Source organism: Promicromonospora noduliphila (assembly GCF_056951025.1).
Genome location: NZ_CM167806.1, coordinates 3,980,002 through 3,998,766 on the forward strand (window position 1 = coordinate 3,980,002; position 18,765 = coordinate 3,998,766).

An 18,765-nucleotide genomic window follows, 5' to 3' on the forward strand; every position below is an offset into this window, starting at 1 on the left:
TCATGTCCGAATCCAGCACCCCCGATGTCCGCGGTCCCTGGGATGCGGTGGTCGTCGGCCACGGTTTCGCCGGCCTGACCGCCGCAAAGGCGCATCTTGAGGCCGCCGCGAAGGAGGGGCGCACCGCACGCGTCGCCGTCTTCGAGGGCGCCCCGTTCGAGCAGCGTGGCGGTTCGACCCGATGGACCACGGCGGTCCTCTCCCTGACGCCGGAGCAGGAGCTCATCCCGTTCTGGGGCGAGCGTGTGCGGGAGACCGCCGGTCAGCTGGCGAATGACGCATACATCGACGCGTTCTACCGTCTCGTTCCCGAGACGCTCGAATGGCTTCGCGGCAACGGCATCTCGTTCGACAACTACCACGGCATGTGGAGTGTCCACGGTGGTGGTGCGTCCGTCGTGGAGGCCTTCCCGGACCAGATCCGCGCGGCGGGTGGAGAGATCTTCTACGACACCACCGCGCTCGGCCTCGTGCGCGGCGCGGACGGACGAATCGTCGGCATCGACGTGCGCGACGCCTCAGGCGCCACCGTGCGTGTCGACACCCAGGCGGTGATCCTGGCCAGCGGCGGCTTCGAGGGCAACCCCGAGTGGCTGACCCGCTACATCCCCGAGGCCTACAAGCTGCGAACGGTGTCGCCCGGCACGCGCAACAACCGCGGCGACGGGATTCGCATCGCGGTGGACGCCGGTGCCGACACCGCCGGACAGTTCGACGGCGCACACGTCGAGCCGTGCGACCCGCGTTCGGACGACATCGAGCCGCTGGTCGGCGCCTACTGGTGGGGCATCCTGGTCGACCAGCATGGCGACCGGTTCATGGACGAGGCCGCCGATGTGCAGATGATCCATTTCGACACCGTCGGCAACACGATCCTCCGCACGCAGGGCAACCTCGCGTACGCGATCGTCAGCGACCCGCAGTCGAAGTTCCTCGTCCCCATCCCGAGCGTGCGCCAGACCGACATCGACCCGGTGGTGGCCGATTCGATCGAGGAGCTCGCCGAGAAGCTCGGCATCGACCCCGCTCGCCTCCGCCGCACCGTCGACGAGTTCAACGCCGCGACGCCAGACCAGGCCGGCTTCGACCCCACGGCCCTGCTCGACGGCCTGGGTACGACCGGCATCGTCCCGCCGAAGTCCAACTTCGCCACACCGCTGACGCAGGGTCCCTTCCGCGCCTGGCCGGTGTCCGGCCAGATCTGCTTCACGTACGGCGGCCTTCGCGTCGACGGCGACACGCACGTGCTGGACGTCTTCGGCCGTCCGATCCCGGGCCTGTACGCCGCGGGCGAGATCGCTGGGATCTTCTACGAGCAGTACCCAGCGGGAACCTCCGGCCTCCGGTCGATGACCTTCGGCCGGTGGGCGGGTCTCACGAGCTCCCGTGAGACGGCCTCTACGGTCGTCACCGCATAACCCCGAAAGGCATCGAAATGACCGAGCAGCGCATCACGACCGTTACCGATACGTCGCGATTCCCGGAGATCCCGGACGACCAACACTATGACCTCCTCATCAACGGGGAGCGTGTTCCGGCCGCAGACGGAGCGAGGTTTGCGGTGATCGATCCGTTCGAGAATCGTGAGTGGGGGTACGTGGCTGCCGCTGGTGAGGCCGACGTCGACCAGGCGGTCCGGAGCGCCCGCGAGGCGTTCGAGACCTGGCGGTGGGTGCCGCAGGGACAGCGCACCCAGGTACTGCTCCGGTGGGCAGCGCTCATCACAGAGCACGCTGAGGAGCTCGGCCGCATCCAGGTGCACGAGAACGGCAAGACGATCACCGAGATGCGGATGGCGGCACACGGCACCGGAGCCACCGCGTCATTCTTCGCCAACCTCGCCGCGAACCTCCACGGCGAGACCTTTGACTCGCCGCTCCCCGGCCACACCGCCTGGACGAAGCGGCAGCCGATCGGTGTCGTCGGTGCCATAACGCCCTGGAACAACCCGCTCGTCCTCCTGTCGTGGAAGCTGTTCCCCGCGATCGCCGTCGGCAACACGATCGTTGTGAAGCCGAGCGAGGTGACCCCCATCTCGACACTGCGCCTGGCCGAGCTCGGCCTCGAAGCAGGCCTCCCCGCGGGGGTGTTCAACGTCGTCACCGGAGAACGCCCGGCCGGCAAGGCGCTCGCCGAACACCCCGGCGTCGACAAGCTTGCCTTCACCGGCTCGTCCGCCACGGGTCGAAGCATCGCGCTCGCCGGTGCGGAGCGGTTCGCCCGCGTCACGCTCGAGCTCGGCGGGAAGGGACCGCAGATCGTGTTCCCCGATGCGGACATCGACCGCGCGGTCGAAGGTCTGGTCACCGGAGTCACGTCGGCTACGGGCCAGGCCTGCAATGCAGGGAGCCGGCTGCTCATCCACGCGGACGTCCACGACGAAGTGATCGAGAAGCTCGGTCGCCGCTTCGGCGAGCTCCGCATCGGCGACCCGCTCGACCCTACGACGGAGATCGGTCCGCTGGCCTCCCGGCCGCAGCTCGCGAAGGTGCTCGGCTACTTCGACATCTCGCACGACGAGGGACACCGCCTCGTCACCGGCGGTCGCCGGGTCACCGGCACTCGCGCACTCGAGACGGGTCTGTTCGTCGAGCCCACGCTCTACGACGACGTAGACAACCGCTCTCGCCTCGCACAGGAGGAGGTCTTCGGCCCCGTCGGCGCAGCCATGCGGTTCGTCGACGACGCCGACGCCGTGCGCCTGGCCAACGACATCCCCTATGGCCTCACCGCGGGATTCTGGACGAAGGATGTCAATCGAGTGCACCGCGTGTCCTCGCAGTTGAACGCGGGCGTCATCTGGATCAACACGTGGCGCGTCGGCGCACTTCAGCTGCCCTTCGGCGGCATGAAGTCGAGCGGTATCGGCCGTGAGACCGGCATACACGCGCTCGACGCCTACACCGAGGAGAAGGCCGTCTGGCTCGGGCTGTCGAGCTGAGGAACGGGATGAGCGACGACCGGGGTGACCTCCGCGGGCCGTGGGACCTCGTGGTCGTCGGGCAGGGGTTTGCCGGCCTCTCAGCCGCCCTTGCTTTTCTGGAGTCGTGGTCCGGAGAGGCCCCGCGGGTGGCGGTGATCGACCGTGCGCAGGTCGACGAGCGGGGTGGTTCGACACGCTGGACGACCGAGAGCTTCCGGCTCACGGACACCGGAAGCCTCCCGGACGACGTCGCGCAGCTGGTCCGGGCAACCGCGGGGCCAGCGGCGAACGAGGGCTATCTCCGAAACTTCGCCGTACATCTGCCGGCGACCCTCGCATGGCTCGAGTCCAACGGGGTCGACATCCGCCCCAGCGACGACGTCGTCGTGTGTGGATCGGTTGGTCGCTGGCACTCGCTGGCCCGCGGCGGCCGAGGCTTCGTCGACACCTTCGCCGAGCGGGCGACGAACCTCGGCGCCCGGCTCTATTACCAGGTCGAGCTGCTCGGGTTCGAACGCGAGCCGGGCGGTCGTGTCACCGGGGTCCGCGTGCGTAGCGGTGACCGCGAGATGGTGATGGAGGCGACCGCAGTCGTGCTCGCCTCCGGGGGGTTCGAGGGCGACCGCGATGAGCTCGCGCGGCGCATCCCCGGGGGCGAGCTGCTCGAACCCACCTCTGCGGGCGCCCGCATGAACACCGGAGCAGGCATCGCAGCCGCGACCGCCATCGGGGCGGCCCGGTCCGGCCAGCCGGACGGGGCGCACCTCGTGCCGATTGACCCGCGCAGCGACCTGGTCGCGCCGGTCGTCGGCACCTGGCTGCGGGGAATCCTCGTTGGCCTGGACGGTCGGCGCTTCCTCGACGAAGCCGAGCACAGCTTCGAGTATCAGGCTGGTTCGGTCGCAAGGGCGGTGCTCGCGAGAGGTGGGCTCGCGTTCGCCATCACGGATGCGACCGTACGGGCCGCCACGCCGATGCTCGAGACATTGCAGCAGACGGACCAGCCCGTGATCATCGCCGACTCGATCGCGGAGCTGGCCGACCGACTCGGTATGGATAGCGCCGTGCTGGGACGAACCGTGGCGGAGTACAACGCCGCGGCTGTTGACGCGTCCCCTGACGGCAGCCGACTCGACGGCACGCGGACGGCCGGTATCTCTCCAGCGAAGTCAAACTGGGCGCAGCCGCTGACCGAGCCGCCGTTCGAGGCGCTCCCGGTCGGCGCTCAGATCGCTTTCACCTTCGAGGGGCTGAGGGTCGATGACACGACGCACGTCTTGGACGACGAGGGGGAGGCCATCCCGGGGCTGTATGCCGCGGGCGAGATCGTGGGGCTCTACTATGGCGACACGTACCCGGCGGGAACGTCCAGTCTGCGTGCGCTGGTGTTCGGACGCCTCGCAGGTCAGGAGGCTGCGGTCGAGACGAGTCCTTGACGGGGATCGTCACGTCGCCGGCCCCGGAGCCAGTCGCTGTACGAGAGTGTCGATGAACGCGCTGTATCGCTCGTGGAAGCGATCGCTGTCCGGGGTGTCGCCGGTGAGCATGCGCACCATCTGGGGGGCGGTGACGGGGCCTGTGGTGAGGAACAGGATGAGGAGCGCAACGAGCTCGGGATCAAGCTCCGAGTCGACGTCACCGCTGCCCTGAGCACGCACGACGATCCGGGTGCTCACACCGAGGGCGCGTGCGCGCTCCTCCTCGAGCAACGCACGCCCGGTGTCCGAGAGTCCTTCCCGCGCTGTAAGGCGCAGCCAGGGGATGTTGGGGTGATTCCTCGGCCATTCGGTGATGTCGCGCACCCAGGCAGCGAAGTTCTCGGAGCGAACTTCGTTCCAGATCTCCTGGTTGACATCGATCAGCTTCTTCATGACGGCTTCCCGCAAGCCGTCCTTGCTGCCGAAGTAGTAGTAGACGAGCGACTTGTTGCAGCCGACCGCCGTCGCGATGTCCTCGACGGTCACCGCGTCCAGACCCCGCGTGCTGAACTGGTTCGCGGCCTCAAGGAGGATCTCTTCGCGGCGGCGTCGGCCACGTTCGCGACGAACCCGGCCGTCGGGCGTGGCGTGATTCTGTCGTGGCTTCTCGCGCTGGTCGGAAGCTGCTCTCGGCGACGTCCCTTCGACCCTCAATCCGACGCACGCCTGACGGCCGTCTGCGCACGGGCCCCGATCATGCTCGTGCGACAGGCAGTTCGATGAGCTGGTTGATGAAATTCGACCACCCACGCTTTGGCTCGCCGTTGAGGCGGAGCTTGAGGCCGGACGCTGCGAGCTCCTCCCAGAGAACCTGCACTTCGAGCTTCGCCAGGTACTGCCCGATGCAACGGTGGGCGCCGCTGCCGAACGCGAGCGTGTCCTTCTCGGGGCGCCACGGGTCGAAGCGGTCCGGGTTGCTGAAGACGGCCTCGTCCCGGTTCGCGGACACGAAGTACATGACCAGCACGTCATCCTTGCGGATCTGCGTGCCGGCGAACTCGGTGTCTCGTGTGGCCGCCCGGGCCATCTGCATCGGCGGGCTGCTCAGCCGGATGAACTCGTCGACCGCACGGTCGGTCTTGTCCTCCTGCAAGGCGCGGTCCATCGCCTCATGCGCCTCGGGGTCCTCGAGGTACAGCCGCATGGACTGGCCGATGGCCGTGTGGGTCGTTTCGAATCCTGCCGCCATCATGAGGAACATCCACTGGGTGAACTCGCTCTGCGTGAGTTCGCCGCTTTCGACGAGCGCTCCCAGTGCAGTGAACATGTCGTCGGCGGGCTCCGCCCGCTTGATCTTCTGGATCTCCGCCGCGTAGGCGACCATCTCCATCACCGCCGGCAACATGACGTCGGAGGACGACCCGCCCTCGTCGAGGCCTTCGGTCTGCTGGTTCGCGGCGAAGACCGCGATCGCGAAGTCCACGAGCTTCTGGCGGTCCGAGAGCGGTGCCCCCAGCACCGTCGCGATCACCCGGGCCGGGATGGTCTTGGCGAACGCCTCGACGTAGTCGAACTCGTCCTTGCCGTCGACGTCCGCGATGGCCTCACGGACGATCTCCCGGACCCAGGGCTCGAAATTCCTGACGATGCGGGGACCGAATCCCGCTGCGGCGGCACGTCGCAGCGTACTGTGGCGCGGCGGATCGGTCATCATCAGGTTGTCCCTGAGAGGGTTGTTCTCGTCCGGGAACATCCCGGGGTAGGCGGCGCCCTGGGCGGAGGAGAAGAGCTGGGGGTCCTTCTCGATCGCGACGATGTCGGCGAATCTGGTGACTGCCCAGAATCCGCCGTGCCGTGTCGAGATGGGCGTCGGCTGCCAGTACAGGCCCGGTCGACGACGGATCTCCGCGAACGCTTCGAGCGGAAGCGCGGGCGCGAACGTGGCTGGATCCGACAGATCGGGAATCGACGTGGTCTCGGGGGTGAGCAAAGACATTGGGGAACCTCTCCATTGAAGTCGCTTGCGGTTTCGAACTGTAGAAGGTGAGTGGCGACGAGCGATGGCCGGTGCTACGAGAGGCCGAGGGTGGGGGCTACCGGGCACTTGCTGATGTCGCCGGTGCCATCGTGCGCCCACCCCTCCGCCGCCTCTTCCCGGTGCTCGGCCCAGCTCAGGTCGCCGAGGATGCGGTGCGCCCGGTCCTTCGCGAACGGCACCGACTTCGGGTTGGTGACGATCAGCTCCCTGCCCGCAAGCAGACCGTCGAAGGCGATGCTCGCGACCTCGCTGGTCTCCTGCGCATACGGCGTAACCGCCGCCGCGAACTCCTCAGAAGCGGAGATCATGCCGCTGACCTGCTCGGTGAGCACCCAGCCGGGGGCAACGAGCGACACCCCGATGCCTGTCCCCGCCAAGTCCCGGCGAACGACCTCGGTCACGGCGAGCCCAGCCTGCTTGGTGACGGTGTAGGCGCTCAGCGGCATCACGTGCGGCGGCACGCCGAGCGAGTGCTCGGAGCCGACGTTCAGGATGTAGGCCGGCGCACCCGTGGCGGCGTTCGACCGCAGGTCCTCCGCGAAGACCTGGATCGTCCACACATAGCCGAGCACGTTGATGTTCAACGCCGCCTGGATCCCCTCGGGGTCGTTGTCGATGATCGAACCGGCACTGTCGCCGCCGGCAGCGTTGTTGATGAGGACGTTGACCGGACCGTACTTCTCGCGAGTGAACGCGGCCAGCTCCTGCACGCGTTCGCGATTCGAAACGTCGACCTGGAACCAGTCGGCCTCTGCGCCGGCGGCACGGAGCTGCTCGACGGCGTCACTGGCGTCCGAGATCGAGGCGATCACGACGCGTGAGCCGCGCCTCGCGGCCTCGAGCGCCAGGCCAAGACCGACGCCCTTGCCTCCACCGGTCACGACGGTCAGTGCCTTGCGAAGATCGGTCATCTCTGCCTCCCAGCAGATCCCTGCGCCCTCACTCCGATGTGCGGGCGACCTGCAGAGAACCTACGCCTGGTTCCCGCCTAATGCAACGCCTCGGTCAATAAACTCATCGGCGGCATGGTTGTAATCCTCATGGACTTGGGGTACACATTGACCGGTGAGTCAAACTTCGACGCGGCAGGGTGGGCGCTGCGTCCGACGGACGAGGAGGTCCGAGTACACATGTCGAAGGTCGAGTACGTACTGCCCGACGGAGAGCATCGAGCAGTCGAGGCCGAGGACGGCGCTTCAGTGATGCAGACCTCGCTCAACAATCTGGTGCCCGGCATCATCGGTGAGTGCGGGGGTGAGCTGTCGTGCGCTACCTGCCACGTCTTCGTCGCGCCCGAGTGGTTTGATCGCCTCGGCGAGCGGAGCCCCGAGGAAGAGGACATGCTGCAGGTCACCGCCGCGGAGCCGACCGAGTTCAGCCGCCTGTCCTGCCAGATCCGCTGCACAGCGGACACCGATGGGCTCGTCGTCCACGTGCCCGAAGTGGAGTGATCTGCGATGTCGACGCGCTCCGACCGCATTGTCGTCGTTGGCGCCGGACAGGCCGGGGTCGAGGCGGCTGCTGCGCTGCGAATGGCCGGGAGCGGCGTGCCGATCACGATTCTCGGCGACGAATCCCAGGCGCCGTATGCGCGCCCCCCGCTCTCGAAGGGCATCCTCACTGGCACGGCCCAGCTCCCCGAGATCGCTCTGCGGACCGACGACTTCTACGTCCGCGAGGGCATCGATCTCCGGCTCGGCCGTGCGGTCGCTGATATCGATGCAGCGGGCCGAACCGTTCACCTGGACGACGGCGACGCGATTCCCTACGGGTCGCTCATCATCGCCACCGGCGCCAAGGCCCGGACGCTGCCGAATCCGGAGCTCCGCGGGGCGGCGAACGTGCTGACGCTGCGCACGATCGATGACACGCTCCGGCTGCAGGAGTTCTTCCGGCCCGGCGCACGTGCGGCCATCATCGGCGGCGGCTACATCGGGCTCGAGATAGCTTCGGCCGCGCATCGCGCCGGCGTGGAGACGACCATCCTGGAGGCCGCCGATCGTGTGCTGGCGCGCGTGACGTCCGCACCCGTCTCCGAGTTCTTCCAGCGCGTCCATCGTGAAGAGGGCGTCGATGTACGGACTGGGGCACGCATTGCCGGGTTCCGCACCGATGCCCAAGGCAACGTAGCGGCCGTCCTGCTCGACGGTGCACCGGCACTCGAAGTCGATTTCGTGCTCGTGGGCATCGGCGTCACTCCGCGCACCGAGCTCGCGGAACGTGCCGGAGCGCTCGTCGACAACGGAATCGTCGTGGATACGCACCTTCGTAGTTCTGTCCCGGGCGTGTATGCCATCGGGGATGCTTCGCGGCACCCCTGCCCGCAGCACGGCGGCCAACGGCGCCTCGAGTCGGCGCCCAACGCATCGGAGCAGGCCCGACACGTCGCGCGGAGCATCCTGGGAGATGAGGCCCCGTACTCGGCGCTTCCTTGGTTCTGGTCCGACCAGTACGACCTCAAGCTGCAGTCGGTTGGCCTCAGCGCCACGGCCGACACGGTCGTAGTGCGCCGCCCCAACCCGGGTCAAGATCGCAAGCTCGAAGTCTTCTATCTTGAGGCGAGCAAGCTCATCGCCGCCGATATCGTCGGCGCATCCGGTGACTTCGCATTCTCGCGGAAACTCATCGAATCGAAGGCCGTCCTGGACCCGGAGGCGCTCGCCGACCCGGACGTCCCGCTGCGCAGTTTCCTGGCCGTCGCCAACGCCGCCTGAGAGCAGGCGGTGACCGTGAAACCGATCTCACCGCTGCGACCGACGCCCCGACGTCGCAGATTGCCCACCAGAAAGTCGCCCATGACGCAACCCGGCTCTCCCGCGTCGTGCTCCCCGTGATCCCGGCTCCGAAGAGCCAGGTGTGAACGGCACCTCCGACGTGTCCGGCAGGATGCAACCAGAAAGAAGGACGACATGAAGGCATGGCAGTTCACCGGGACCGGCAACCCCCTGCAGTTGGCCAACTTGGAAATCCCGCGACCCGGCCCCGGTCAGGTGCTCCTGAAGGTCGGCGCGGCGGGTCTCTGCCACTCCGACGTCAGCAGCTTGGACGACCCTCTCATCGCCGCCGCCCTGGCCAAGACTCCGATCACTCTGGGTCACGAGATCGCCGGCACCATCGATGCCGTCGGCGACGGCGTCACCGGTTGGAAGACCGGTGACCGCGTCGGCGTCTGTCCCACGGCGAGCGCCGCCGCGCCGGGCTCCGACGGCCCCGCCGCGGGCGAGGTCGCCCCGGGCTACGGGCACGACGGCGGTTTCGCCGACTACTACCTGGGCTCCGCGAACGACCTGGTGCGCGTGCCGGACGAGCTCGACATCGTCTACGGTGCCATGGCCACCGACGCGGGCATGACCGCCTACCACGCCCTCGTCGTCCGCGGTGGCGTCAAGGCCGGCATGAAGGTCGGCATCATCGGCCTCGGCGGCCTGGGCCAGATCGCCGCCCGCGTCGGTGTCCTGCTCGGAGCCGAAGTGCACGTCGCAGAACCCAAGCAGAGCGCCTGGGACAGAGCCCGCTCTCTCGGTGTCACGGACGTCGTCGCCGATGCCGCCGAGTGGGCCGGTGCGGGCTTCGATCTCATCGTCGACTACGCCGGCTTCGGCACCACCACGGCGGCGGCGCTCAAAGCCGTCCGCTTCGACGGCACCGTCGTCCAGGTCGGACTCGCCCGGACCCAAGCCACCATCGACACCTTGACGATGGTCACCAGTCACGTCAACTACCGCGGCTCGATCGGCGGCACCAAGGACGACATCGCCGCCCTCTACGAACTCATGAAGAACGGAGACCTGGCCCCCCAGACCACGGAGATCTCCTTCGAAGACATCCCAGCGGGCATCGCGGACCTGCGCGCCGGAAAGGTCGCCGGGCGCCTCGTCGCCCGCCTCTGATGCCTGCGCTGGTGGCGGCCCGCCTTCTCCGGCTGCCCTATGGCCCTCCGGGAGCGGGTCGGCCTCCGCGGTCAGGCCTACACCGAGATGACGTCCAGTGCGTCCAGTTCGGCGAGCGGCTCGAAGTCGGCGTCCTGGGTCACCACGGGGAGGTCGTTGGACAGCGCGATCGAGGCGATCCACAGGTCGTTGACGTTCACGCGACGCTTGTTCTCCGCCAGTTTGACGCGAAGTCGTGCCCAGTGTGATGCCGTGGTCGCGTCGACCGGAAGCAGTTCGAGCGAACCGATCGCGTCGAGGGTGGCGAGGCGTCTGGCGCGTGTCTCGGAGTCCTTGGCGGCGAGTACGCCCGCCTGAAGCTCCGCGCGAGTAATGACCGAGACGAAGGACTCTTCCGGTAGTGCGGAGCCGTCGAGGGGCCGGCCTGACTCCAGGCCGATGAAGACGCTGGTGTCGAGCAGGCCTCGTGCTGCGGGTGCGCTCACAGGATCGGCCCGAGGTCGTCGGTGGTCTCGCCGGCGAGCTCTGCCAGGTCGTCACGCAGACCGGGATCGGCCTGGACCGTACCGAGGATCTTCAGGAGTTCGGCACGACGGAGCGACCGGGGCCGCGTCGATGTCACCGGGCCGATCTCCGCGACGGGAGTGCCGTGTTGCGTCACGGTGACGTGGTCGCCGTCGGCCACGCGGCGCAGGACCTCGGCTGTGTGGTTGCGAAGCTCGCGAGCAGCGATCGTAGTCATGTGCGCAAGCGTAGCACTCCGCGCACATCGGTGATTGTCGCCTGCTTGTGAATCCCGTCTTTGGTGCGCACTTCCCCCTGGATGCTCACCAGAAGTTCACCGCACCTTAGGTTCCAGGTACGGCGGTCTCGTAATTCGCGGTCACCTTTCCGGAGTGTGATTCCGATATCGCCAGTCGCGATATCCCGGCCGGGTTCCTGCCCGGCGCCCCGCTGAAAGGACCACCATGCGCGCCAGCGCCCTCCCCGCTATCGGCCTCCTCGCGCTGGGGGCCGTCGCGCTCGCCGGCTGCACGGCCACGGTGTCCGGCGAGACCGCCGCCTCCGATCCGGACGCCCCGATCACCTTCGCCACAACCCCGCTCGGCGACGACCCGGCGGCCGAGAACCCGATCGAGGCGTTCGCCGACCTCGTCTCCGAGGAGACCGGCCGCGAGGTCGAGATCGTCGACGTCCCCGACTACACGGCCGTCGTCGAGGCCCTGCGCAACCACCATGTCGACATCGGCTTCATGAGTGGGTTCCCGTCCGCGCTCGCCGTCAACACGGGCGAGGTCGACTCGCTCGTCGCATGGCCGGGCAACGACGACCCCGTCTCGACGTGCCTCGTGCTGGACGACTCGCCGCTGCGATCGCTCGACGACATCACTCCCGAGACCGTCGTCGCCTTCGCGGACCCGGCGTCGAGCTCTGGCTACTTCATGCCGGTCGCGATGCTGCACGACGCGGGCCTGGAGAAGGACGTCGACTACACGTCCATGTTCTCCGGCGGCCACGACCTGAGCTTCGTCGCCCTCAAGGAGGGCCAGGCCGACGTGGCCTGCACCTCGACGATCTTCCCGTCGATGGCAGGCGCCGGCGACCCGATGTTCCCGTTCGAGAAGGGCGAGACACGCTCCATCGGCGAAAGCGACTCGATGCCCGTCGCCGTGACCGTGCTGGCTGACCAGGAGATCGCGCCGGACAAGCGCGACCTGCTCGCCGAGGCGCTGCCGAACGTGTTCGTCGAGGAGAACGCCGACGCGCTCGGCGCCATGTTCGAGGCGATGCAGGGCACCGACCCGATCGTCGACCCCGACCCGTCGGTCTTCCAGCCGTTCGTCGACGTCGCGGCGATCGCCGACGTCGACATCTCCGACCTCGGCTGAGCGGCGAGCCCCTCGTGACCTCTCCAACGATCCAGCGGCCACAGCCGCCGCAGGGCTCGCCGGTCGTGTCCGTACGCGGCCTCACGGTCGCCTACGGCAACGGCCCGCTCGTGCTCGACGGCGTCGACCTGGACCTGTTCCCCGGCGAGCTGGTGGCACTGCTGGGCGCGTCGGGCTCGGGCAAGTCGACGCTGATGCGGAGCCTCACCGGCTTCGCGCCCGTCACCGGCGGATCGGTGCACGTCGTCGGCGCCGACATGACGAAGCTGCGGCGCGGGCGGCTGCGCGCCGTACGGGCGTCCGTGGGCCAGATCTTCCAGCAGTTCAACCTCGTCGGCCGGCTCAGCGTGCTCACGAATGTGCTGACCGGCGCCCTGCACGACGCCGGTGCCATCAACGTGGTCGGCGGCTTCTCCGCCGCGCACCGCAAGCGCGCGATGGAGCTGCTCGATCGCGTGGGGATCGCGCACAAGGCGACCGATCCGGCACGCTCTCTGTCCGGCGGGCAGCAGCAGCGCGTGGCCATCGCGCGGGCGCTCATGCAGCAGCCAGAGCTCATCCTCGCCGACGAGCCCGTCGCGTCGCTCGACCCGACGATGTCGCAGGCGGTGCTCGATCTGCTGCACGAGATCGCGCGGGAGGACGGCATCCCCGTGCTCGTGAGCCTGCACGTGCTGCCGCTCGCGCTCGCTCACTCCGACCGGATCGTCGGCCTGCGGCACGGGAAGGTGTTCGTATCAGCTCCGACCGCGCAGCTCGACGCAACGGCGCTCGGCGTGCTCTACACCCAAACGCAGGTGGCCGACGACGCACCCGGCCGCGCCCGCGACCGCGAGGAAGGCGGCGACGATGTCGACCACCATGCCTGACCGGACCTCTCGCGAGCCGGAGGGTCGCGGCGGGCCCGAGCTGCGGCCGCTGCTCGACCCGAGCGAGCGCGCCCGGCTGGAGCGCGCGATCAACGTCCCGCGCGCGCGGTTCCTGCTCGGCATCCCGGTCGTGGTCGCACTGCTGGTGTGGTCGTTCGTCGGCGCCGAGTTCGACTTCGCCAAGCTCGGCGAGGGCGCGACGAACATGGGCGACTTCCTCCTGCGCTTGTTCCCGCCCACCTGGGACAAGCTCGGCACGATCGTCGAGCTGCTCGTCGAGACGCTGCAGATGGCGATCGTCGGCACGATGCTCGGGGCAGTGCTGTCGCTGGTGGTCGCCTTCGGCGCGGCGTCGAACATCGCCCCACGCTGGCTGTACTACCCCACCCGGTGGGTCATGAACATCATCCGGTCGCTGCCCGACCTGGTGTTCGCGCTCATGTTCGTCTCGGCCGTGGGCCTGGGACCGTTCGCCGGCATCCTCGCGATGACCGTCGGCTCGATCGGCTCCATCGGCAAGATCTTCGCCGAGGCCATGGAGGCCGTCGACGCCGGACCTGTCACCGCGATGCAGGCCGTCGGTGCCTCCCGGCGTCAGGTCATCCAGTACGGCGTGCTGCCGCAGGCCGGACCCCTGCTCGTGTCGTACACACTCCTGCTGTTCGAGGGCAACGTGCGCGGCGCGACCATCCTGGGCATGGTCGGTGCCGGCGGCATCGGCCTCGAGCTCACCACTGCCATGAAGATGTACGACTACGGGCACCTCAGCGCCATCGTCCTGTGCATCATCGTGCTGGTCACGGTCATCGACCAGGCCAGCGCCGTCATCCGGAGGAAGATCACATGACCAGCACCCCCATCACGCTCAGTGCCCCCGTCAACCTCCGCGACCTGGGCGGCATCCCCGTCGACGGCGGCGTCCTGCGCCATGGCTTCGCCCTACGCGCCGACGACCTTGCCATCGTGACCGACGAGTTCGCTGGGGTCCTCGTCGAGGACGGTCTGCGGGCGGTCATCGACCTGCGCTCGGCTGACGAGCTCGGCGTCACCGGCCGCGGTCCGCTCGGCGCGCAGCCAGCAGTGACCTACCACCACGTCCCGCTCCTCGCGGACATCAGCCAGGCCGCCGACGGCGGCGACCCGATGGATCAGACAGCGTTCGGGCGGATGTACGTGCGGATGTACGAGGGTGCCGCTGCGCAGATCGTCACGGCCCTCGCGATCATCGCCTACGCCCCCGGGACTGTCGCGTTCCACTGCGCGGCGGGCCAGGACCGTACGGGCGTGCTCGCCGCGTCGCTGCTGCTCGCCCTCGGAGCAGACGGCGACCAGATCGTCGCCGACTACGCCCGCACCGGACAGAGCTCGGCGGCGATCCAGGAGCGCATCCTGCCGGTGGTTGGACCGCTCATGAGCCGCCTTGGACTCGACCTGAACGACGCCGCGCGCGCCGGCCTCGCACACGAGTTCTCGCCGGCGCCGATGCGCGAGCTGCTGGACGCTCTCGCCGAACGGCACGCCGACCCGCTGGCGCCGTTGCGCGCGGCGGGACTGAGCGACGGCCTCGTCGCCCAGCTGCGCGAGCGGGCCCTCACGTCTCCCGACGCGGCCTAGGCCCCGTGGAGAGCGTGACACCCACCCCGCCCGGGGCCGCGGCCGGCCGCCGCGGTCCCGGGCGCCCCCGGGCCGAAGGCCACGACGAGCTCATCATCGACGCCGCCATTGCGCTCCTGGAGCGCGGGGAGGAGATCACCGTCAGCCGCGTCGTGAAGCTGAGCGGCGTCAGCCGCGCGGCCATCTACCGGCGCTGGCCCAGCATGACCGACCTCGTCGCCGCCGCCCTCGACCGCGGGCGCGAACCATATGCCATACCGCTCGACGGCGACCTGCTCCAGAACGTGCTCGACGTCTTCACCGCAGCGCCCGCCACGACCCGCAGGACGTACTCCGACGAGCGCTTCCGGCTCCGCATACGGCTGGCGATGACCGACCGCAAGCTCGCACAGGCGTACTGGAGGTCACACGTTGCCCGCCGGCGCGCCGGGATGATCGCGGTCCTGCGAGCAGGGATCGATCGGGGCATCCTGCGCCCAGACACCGACATCGACGCATGCATCGACCTCATCAACGGCGTCTTCTACTACCAGGTCGTCGTGCGGGGCCTGGCCCTCGACGAGCCGGAGGCCGTCGCCCGCTGCCGGGAGGCCATCCAGGTCGCCTGGCGCGGCATGAGCGTCGAGCCCGGCCCTACGGACGGATGACTTGGCGCAGCCGCCACCGCTGCACCGAGGCTGACTCTCAAGCTGAGGCGCCCGCGCCGAGCAGTCGCTCGAACGCTGTCCCGAGCACCGACTCCAGCGACGGCTCGGACTGGAGCCGTGGTTCGCGCAGCAGGACGAACAGCCCGGCGAGGGCGAACCGGGCGATCTCGAGCGCTGTCGGGTCGTCGCTGCCCGCGAGCACCCCCAGGAGCTGGCGACCCAGCACGTTCAGCTCCCCGAGCTCGGCGAGCTCGATCGAGGACGCGGTGAACTCCGGTAGGACCGCCACGATGCCGCGGAACTCGAGGCACAGCGCGATGAAGCGCGGCGCGGCCACCGACTGAGCCCGAGCCTGGGGAAGGTCGGCGACGTCACCCAGCAGGTCCCGCAGCGCCGCGACCCCCGGGGCGATGACCTCGCCGAACAGCGCACGCTTGCCGGAGAAATGGTAGGAGACCACACCCTTGGAGCAGCCCACGGCGGTGGCGATGTCCTGCAACGACGTCGCCTCGAAGCCCTTGGTGGCGAACAGGTGCATCGCGCGCTCGACGATCTCCCGCCGTGTGCGCTCACGCACGGGGACCGGGGCCAGGTCAGAGGTCGACACGTCCCGACCATAACCCGCGACGCATAGATTGGCCGAGCGGCTTGTCACTGGCCGATCGGTCAGTGAAGATACAAGGGCCGGTCCCGCCGGCGAGCACGAGCCATCACCTCTCGACCGTCCTGGAGGACGAATGACCGTGACCGCACAAGGTCGCTGCCCGGTGGAACCCCTGCCGCAGAACCGGTGCCCGTTCGACCCCGACCCCCGATTCGCGACCCTGCGTGACGAGCGCCCGGTGACCCGGGTGAGCACCCCCGTGGGCCTGGACGTCTGGCTCGTCAGCCGCTACGAGGACGCCCGCACGGTCCTGCTGGACGGCGAGTCGTTCAGCAACGTCGACTCGAGCTCGTCGCACCTCATCGGAAACCCGGCGGAGCTCGGCAAGCCGGCAGCCCCGGGCATCCTGCTCCGCCTGGACGGCGAGGCGCACTCCTCGCTGCGGCTGCGCCTGGCGCGGGAGTTCTCGCCCAAGGCCATTGCCCGTCTCGAGCCGTTCGTCCGCGGCCTCGTCGAAGCGCGCCTCGACGCGCTCACCGAGCAGCAAGGTCCGATCGACCTCTACCGCGACTTCGCGCTGCCGATCCCCTCGCTGATCATCAGCGAGATCATCGGCGTCCCCGAGGAGGACCGCGACGCCTTCGCGGCCATCACCGCGCGACTGATCGACTTCAGCCTGGCCACCGAGCAGCGTGACGCCGCCGGGCTGGAGATCCAGGCGTTCCTGGCCCGGCTGGTCCAGACGAAGTACGACGCACCCGGTGAGGACCTGCTCAGCAGGCTCATCCAGGACCCCCGGCAGCACCCCGTGACGTTCGAGGAGCTGGTCGGGTTGTCGCTCCTGCTGCTCACGGCCGGGCACGACACCACCGCGAACATGATCGCCCTGGGCACCCTGCGCCTGCTCCAGGAGCCCGAGCTGGCCGCCCGGGTACGGGACGACAGGGCGGTGCTGGGCACCGGCGTCGACGAGCTCATCCGTTACCTGACCATCGTCCACCTCGGCGTGCTCCGCCTCGCCGTCCGGGACGTCGAGATCGGCGGACGGCTGGTCAAGGCCGGAGAGTACGTGGCCGTCGCCCTGGAGTCGGCCAACCGGGACCCGCGGTTCATCGACGAGCCGGACCGGCTCGACCTGGACCGCAACGCGGCCCATGTGGGCTTCGGGTACGGCGTGCACCAGTGCCTCGGCCAGCACCTCGCCCGCCTCGAACTCAGGCTCACGCTGCCCGCACTGCTACGCCGACTGCCCGGGCTACGGGCGGTCACGCCCCTGGGCCAGATCCCCTACAAGAACGAGATGGTGGTGTACGGAGTGAAGGAGCTGCTCGTGACCTGGGACGGGAGCCGCTGATGCGCATCACGACCGAGACCGACCGATGCGTCGCGGCAGGTGTATGCGTACTGGCCGCACCCGACGTCTTCGACCAGGACGACGACGAGGGCCTGGTCGTTCTGCTCGACGAGGCGCCCGACGAGTCCCGTCGCGCGGCTGTCGAGGACGCGGCGACCCGATGCCCCGCAAGGGCCATCACGGTGACGCCTGGTGGCTAGCGCACGCCGGGTCACCTGCCTCGGAAGCGGCCAATGACGCCGAGGCCGGGCCGTCAGGCGCGTGGTGTAGTGGTCGTCGGCGCGGCGGCCGCCGGTGTCGCCACGGTCGAGGCACTCCGGCGTAAGGGCTACGCCGGTGCGATCCATCTCGTAGGGGCGGAGCGGCACCTGCCGTACGACCGCCCGCCCCTGTCGAAATCGCTGCTCGACGAACACTCCGGGCTCGAGCATCTGCGGCTGCGCACCGCCGGCGAGCTCAGCGACCTCGACGTCGCGATGCACCTGGGCGTCCGGGCGACCGCCATCGACATCCATGATCGCCAGGTCAGGCTCGACGACGGGCAGTCCCTCCCCTACGAGCACCTCGTCGTGGCCACCGGGGTGGAACCACGGCGCCTGCCCGCGGCGGCCGGCGTCGCGGGCGTGCACCACCTTCGCACGCTCGACGACGCCCGGGACCTGAGGGGCGAGCTCGTGCCCGGTCGCCGGCTGGTGGTGGTCGGCGGAGGTCTGATCGGCACGGAGATCGCGTCCGTGGCGGCCGCAGCCGGGCTACGAGTTCACCTGCTGCACCGTGGACCGCACCTGCTGGATCGTACGGGGATCGGCGGTACGGTCGCCGGCTGGCTGCACCGCTCACACACCGACCGCGGCGTCGAGGTGCGCACCGGCCCCTCCGCACAGGTCACCACCGTCGAACAGAGCGACGGCCGACTCACCGGCGTCCGGCTTGCCGACGGCATCAGGATCGCGGCCGATGCCCTCCTGGTCGCGATCGGCGGCGAACCCGCCGTCGGCTGGCTGCGGGGGGCCGGCGGCCTCGACCTGACCGACGGCGTCCGGTGCGACGCCTATCTGAACGCCGCACCAGGGATCAGCGCGGTCGGAGACGTGTGCCGGTGGCCCGACGCCCGCACGGGCCGGGCCGTGCGCGTCGAGCACCGGACCAACGCGACCGAACAGGGCCTCTACGTGGCCCGCACGATCGTCGACGGACCGACCACACCGTTCACCACGGTCCCCTACTTCTGGACCGAGCAGTGCGGCACGGCCCTGCACGCCTACGGATGGCTCCGAGACCACGACGAGGCACGGCTCGTCCACGGCACGTTCGAGGCGGGTCGCTTCGTGGTCGCGTACCTGCGCGACCACGCTCTGGTCGGTGTCGTCGGCGTACGCAGCGCCAAGGTACTACGTCAATGGCGGGCATCACTGGAGGCCGGGACCACCTCAGCGCCCGACCCCGCACCGAGTACGCCCGTCAGCAGATAGGTCTCGCTCCAGCCCGTCACGTCTCGGTGTGAGCCACCGGGACGGGC

At 69.1% G+C, this 18,765-nt stretch carries 20 protein-coding genes; 14 read left to right on the top strand and 6 right to left on the bottom strand.

What is annotated here, in order from left to right; genetic code table 11:
- The first annotated feature begins 2 nt into the window (after positions 1-2).
- From AC0QU1_RS17480 to AC0QU1_RS17490, 3 genes are read left to right on the top strand one after another with little or no spacing between them, the layout of a single operon-like run.
- Entirely contained in the window at positions 3-1,418 is a 1,416-nt protein-coding gene (locus tag AC0QU1_RS17480) for an FAD-binding protein (RefSeq protein ID WP_483571048.1), read from the top strand.
- 17 nt (positions 1,419-1,435) lie between these two features.
- Positions 1,436-2,941, top strand: a complete 1,506-nt coding sequence (locus AC0QU1_RS17485) for an aldehyde dehydrogenase family protein (protein ID WP_483571049.1) — start codon at positions 1,436-1,438, stop codon at positions 2,939-2,941.
- An 8-nt stretch (positions 2,942-2,949) separates the two neighbouring features.
- Positions 2,950-4,359, top strand: a complete 1,410-nt coding sequence (locus AC0QU1_RS17490) for an FAD-binding protein (protein ID WP_483571051.1) — start codon at positions 2,950-2,952, stop codon at positions 4,357-4,359.
- Between the two features lie 9 nt (positions 4,360-4,368).
- On the opposite strand, the gene AC0QU1_RS17495 is transcribed toward AC0QU1_RS17490, so the two are convergent.
- The 3 genes from AC0QU1_RS17495 to AC0QU1_RS17505 form a co-directional block, all read right to left on the bottom strand.
- Positions 4,369-4,887 carry a TetR/AcrR family transcriptional regulator gene (locus AC0QU1_RS17495; RefSeq protein WP_483616249.1) on the bottom strand — a complete coding sequence of 173 codons (519 nt, stop codon included), beginning with the start codon at positions 4,885-4,887 and terminating at the stop codon, positions 4,369-4,371.
- Positions 4,888-5,095: 208 nt separating this feature from the next.
- Positions 5,096-6,337: a cytochrome P450 gene (locus AC0QU1_RS17500; RefSeq protein ID WP_483571054.1), complete on the bottom strand. Its 1,242-nt coding sequence runs from the start codon at positions 6,335-6,337 to the stop codon at positions 5,096-5,098.
- A gap of 74 nt (positions 6,338-6,411) precedes the next feature.
- On the bottom strand, positions 6,412-7,290 hold the full coding sequence (locus AC0QU1_RS17505) for an SDR family NAD(P)-dependent oxidoreductase (protein ID WP_483571055.1): 879 nt from the start codon (positions 7,288-7,290) through the stop codon (positions 6,412-6,414).
- A gap of 114 nt (positions 7,291-7,404) precedes the next feature.
- On the opposite strand from AC0QU1_RS17505, the gene AC0QU1_RS17510 reads away from it, so the two are divergent.
- From AC0QU1_RS17510 to AC0QU1_RS17520, 3 genes are all read left to right on the top strand, one after another.
- Positions 7,405-7,830: a 2Fe-2S iron-sulfur cluster-binding protein gene (locus tag AC0QU1_RS17510; RefSeq protein ID WP_483616251.1), complete on the top strand. Its 426-nt coding sequence runs from the start codon at positions 7,405-7,407 to the stop codon at positions 7,828-7,830.
- A 6-nt stretch (positions 7,831-7,836) separates the two neighbouring features.
- Entirely contained in the window at positions 7,837-9,093 is a 1,257-nt protein-coding gene (locus AC0QU1_RS17515) for an NAD(P)/FAD-dependent oxidoreductase (protein WP_483571058.1), read from the top strand.
- Positions 9,094-9,288: 195 nt separating this feature from the next.
- The gene (locus AC0QU1_RS17520) at positions 9,289-10,269 is read left to right on the top strand and encodes a zinc-binding dehydrogenase (protein ID WP_483571060.1); all 981 of its coding nucleotides are present in this window, start codon (positions 9,289-9,291) and stop codon (positions 10,267-10,269) included.
- Positions 10,270-10,346: 77 nt separating this feature from the next.
- Here the strand turns inward: AC0QU1_RS17520 and AC0QU1_RS17525 are convergent, their stop codons facing one another.
- Positions 10,347-10,754, bottom strand: a complete 408-nt coding sequence (locus AC0QU1_RS17525) for a type II toxin-antitoxin system VapC family toxin (protein ID WP_483571061.1) — start codon at positions 10,752-10,754, stop codon at positions 10,347-10,349.
- Positions 10,751-11,011, bottom strand: a complete 261-nt coding sequence (locus tag AC0QU1_RS17530; protein ID WP_483571063.1) for a type II toxin-antitoxin system Phd/YefM family antitoxin — start codon at positions 11,009-11,011, stop codon at positions 10,751-10,753. The genes AC0QU1_RS17525 and AC0QU1_RS17530 overlap by 4 nt, the downstream gene beginning before the upstream one ends.
- A 226-nt stretch (positions 11,012-11,237) precedes the next feature.
- On the opposite strand from AC0QU1_RS17530, the gene phnD reads away from it, so the two are divergent.
- From phnD to AC0QU1_RS17555, 5 genes are read left to right on the top strand one after another with little or no spacing between them, the layout of a single operon-like run.
- On the top strand, positions 11,238-12,158 hold the full coding sequence (gene phnD / locus AC0QU1_RS17535; RefSeq protein WP_483571064.1) for a phosphate/phosphite/phosphonate ABC transporter substrate-binding protein: 921 nt from the start codon (positions 11,238-11,240) through the stop codon (positions 12,156-12,158).
- Between the two features lie 14 nt (positions 12,159-12,172).
- Complete coding sequence (gene phnC / locus AC0QU1_RS17540; RefSeq protein WP_483571065.1) at positions 12,173-13,027, top strand: phosphonate ABC transporter ATP-binding protein; 855 nt, start codon at positions 12,173-12,175, stop codon at positions 13,025-13,027.
- Positions 13,020-13,874 carry a phosphonate ABC transporter, permease protein PhnE gene (phnE, locus tag AC0QU1_RS17545; protein ID WP_483616253.1) on the top strand — a complete coding sequence of 285 codons (855 nt, stop codon included), beginning with the start codon at positions 13,020-13,022 and terminating at the stop codon, positions 13,872-13,874. The genes phnC and phnE overlap by 8 nt, the downstream gene beginning before the upstream one ends.
- Entirely contained in the window at positions 13,871-14,641 is a 771-nt protein-coding gene (locus AC0QU1_RS17550) for a tyrosine-protein phosphatase (protein ID WP_483571068.1), read from the top strand. Before phnE ends, AC0QU1_RS17550 begins: the two co-directional genes overlap by 4 nt.
- A gap of 14 nt (positions 14,642-14,655) precedes the next feature.
- On the top strand, positions 14,656-15,288 hold the full coding sequence (locus tag AC0QU1_RS17555; protein ID WP_483571070.1) for a TetR/AcrR family transcriptional regulator: 633 nt from the start codon (positions 14,656-14,658) through the stop codon (positions 15,286-15,288).
- A gap of 37 nt (positions 15,289-15,325) precedes the next feature.
- Here the strand turns inward: AC0QU1_RS17555 and AC0QU1_RS17560 are convergent, their stop codons facing one another.
- Positions 15,326-15,895 carry a TetR/AcrR family transcriptional regulator gene (locus tag AC0QU1_RS17560; protein WP_483571071.1) on the bottom strand — a complete coding sequence of 190 codons (570 nt, stop codon included), beginning with the start codon at positions 15,893-15,895 and terminating at the stop codon, positions 15,326-15,328.
- 160 nt (positions 15,896-16,055) lie between these two features.
- Between AC0QU1_RS17560 and AC0QU1_RS17565 the strand changes: the two genes are divergently transcribed.
- Genes AC0QU1_RS17565 through AC0QU1_RS17575 form a run of 3 tightly spaced genes read left to right on the top strand, consistent with a single transcriptional unit; the run spans position 16,056 to position 18,718 of the window.
- Positions 16,056-17,246: a cytochrome P450 gene (locus AC0QU1_RS17565; RefSeq protein ID WP_483616255.1), complete on the top strand. Its 1,191-nt coding sequence runs from the start codon at positions 16,056-16,058 to the stop codon at positions 17,244-17,246.
- Positions 17,246-17,446, top strand: coding sequence for a ferredoxin (locus AC0QU1_RS17570; RefSeq protein ID WP_483571073.1), 201 nt, complete (start codon positions 17,246-17,248; stop codon positions 17,444-17,446). The genes AC0QU1_RS17565 and AC0QU1_RS17570 overlap by 1 nt, the downstream gene beginning before the upstream one ends.
- Positions 17,447-17,479: 33 nt before the next feature.
- Entirely contained in the window at positions 17,480-18,718 is a 1,239-nt protein-coding gene (locus tag AC0QU1_RS17575; protein WP_483571074.1) for an NAD(P)/FAD-dependent oxidoreductase, read from the top strand.
- Positions 18,719-18,765 lie beyond the last annotated feature (47 nt).